Genomic DNA, 1,400 nt, shown 5'->3' on the forward strand with positions numbered 1-1,400 from the left:
GATCATGACTGATACGCAGAAGAAGGACGTCGCCACGGCGCAGCATGCCCGCAGGGCGGATGTGGTGGTGGTCGGTGCGGGGCTGGCCGGTCTGACCGCGGCGCGGGAGCTCGTCGCGGCGGGCAAGTCGGTGGCCGTGCTGGAGGCCCGTGACCGGGTGGGCGGCCGGCTGCTCAACCACGACCTCGGCGACGGTCAGGTGACCGAGATCGGCGGGCAGTATGTGGGTCCGACCCAGGACCACATCCTGGCGCTGGCCAAGGAGGTCGGCGTGGACACCTACCAGGCTGCCATTCCCGGCGAGGCCGTCTACGTCAACGACGGCAAGGCCAAGCGGTTCACGGGGCACACCCCGCCGGACCTGCTCGCGCTGCCGGACATGGGTATTGCCCTGGCCCGGGTCGGCCAGGCCGCGGCCAAGGTGGACCCGGCCGCACCGTGGAAGGCGGCGAACGCCCGTGAGCTGGACGCCATGACCTATGAGACCTGGCTGCGCAAGGCCGAGATCACCGGCGACGCCGTCGACATGATCAGCCTTTTCCTGAACTCCGCCTACGGCGGCGAGGCCCGTGACGCGTCCGCCCTGTTCAGCCTCTGGTACGTCTCGACGTTCGGCAACGAGACCCACCCCGGCACCATGGAGCGCGGCACCGGAACGACCGGTGGCGCCCAGGACAGCCGGTTCGTCGGCGGTTCACAGCTGGTCGCCCAGCGTCTCGCCGAGGAACTCGACGGCCGTGTCCACCTGTCGGCGCCGGTGCGGCGCATCAGCCAGGATGCCACTGGTGTCACCGTGGTCTCCGACGCCGGTGACTGGCGGGCCGAGCGGGTGATCGTGGCCGTGCCGCCGCTGGTGGCCTCGCGGATCGTGTGGGACCCGCTGCTGCCCGCCCAGCAGGACCAGCTTTTCCAGCGGCTGCCGTTCGGCACCCTCATGAAGTGTGTCGCCGTCTACGACAAGCCGTTCTGGCGCGAGGACGGGCTGTCCGGGATGGGCCTGCTGCGCGGCGGCTCCCCGATCCGCGAGATGTTCGACAACACCCCGCCCGACGGTGGACCGGGTGTCCTGATGGGCTTCCTCGGCGGCCGGGAATGGCGCAAGTGGGCCCACCGCCCGGCCGCCGAGCGCCGCGGCGCGGTGCTGCGCTGCTTCGCCCAGGTCGTCGGGGACCGTGCCTTCGACACCGTCGAATACGTCGAGCAGGACTGGACCGCCGAGCAGTGGACCCAGGGCGGCCCCACCTCCGTCGCCGCCCCCGGCGTGCTCACCGACTTCGGCCAGTGGAGGGACCGCCCCCACCACCGCGTGCACTGGGCGGGCGCCGAGTTCTCCCCCTACTGGAACGGCTACATGGACGGCGCGGTCCGCTCCGGCCGCCACACCGCCACCGAACTCCTCC

The 1,400-nt window shown here is 71.6% G+C and carries 1 protein-coding gene; it reads left to right on the forward strand.

Translation table 11 applies throughout. The annotated features are described in order from the left end of the window. Position 1 precedes the first annotated feature (1 nt). A partial coding sequence (locus SMA5143A_RS42405) for a flavin monoamine oxidase family protein (protein ID WP_375136612.1) occupies positions 2-1,400 on the forward strand: 1,399 nt, incomplete at its 3' end.

This window comes from Streptomyces sp. MA5143a, assembly GCF_900290235.1.
GTDB lineage: Bacteria > Actinomycetota > Actinomycetes > Streptomycetales > Streptomycetaceae > Streptomyces.